Source organism: Streptomyces sp. AC555_RSS877 (assembly GCF_019049245.1).
GTDB lineage: Bacteria > Actinomycetota > Actinomycetes > Streptomycetales > Streptomycetaceae > Streptomyces.
Window position 1 is genome coordinate 1 of the sequence record NZ_JAGMUK010000197.1, and the last position, 201, is coordinate 201.

Consider the following 201-nt stretch of genomic DNA (forward strand, 5'->3'; position numbering starts at 1 on the left):
GCGGTGACATGGGCGTGGGCTTCCCGAAAGGCCGGGGAATGCCCGCTCAGGCGAAGGTCCGTATCCGGCAGAGGCCGGTACGTCGCCCGAGTGGACAGCCCGAACATCAGGTCGTGGAGGTGAGGGTTCTCGCGGGCCAGCCGACGGCAGGCCAAGGCCATGGCGAAGAGATCCGCGATCGGGTCGTCCGTCACCGGTACC

General features: G+C 68.7%; 1 pseudogene. It reads right to left on the reverse strand.

Annotated features, from left to right (window positions below):
• A pseudogene (locus KUM49_RS42145) lies at positions 1-201 on the reverse strand (TetR family transcriptional regulator); the annotation flags it as partial.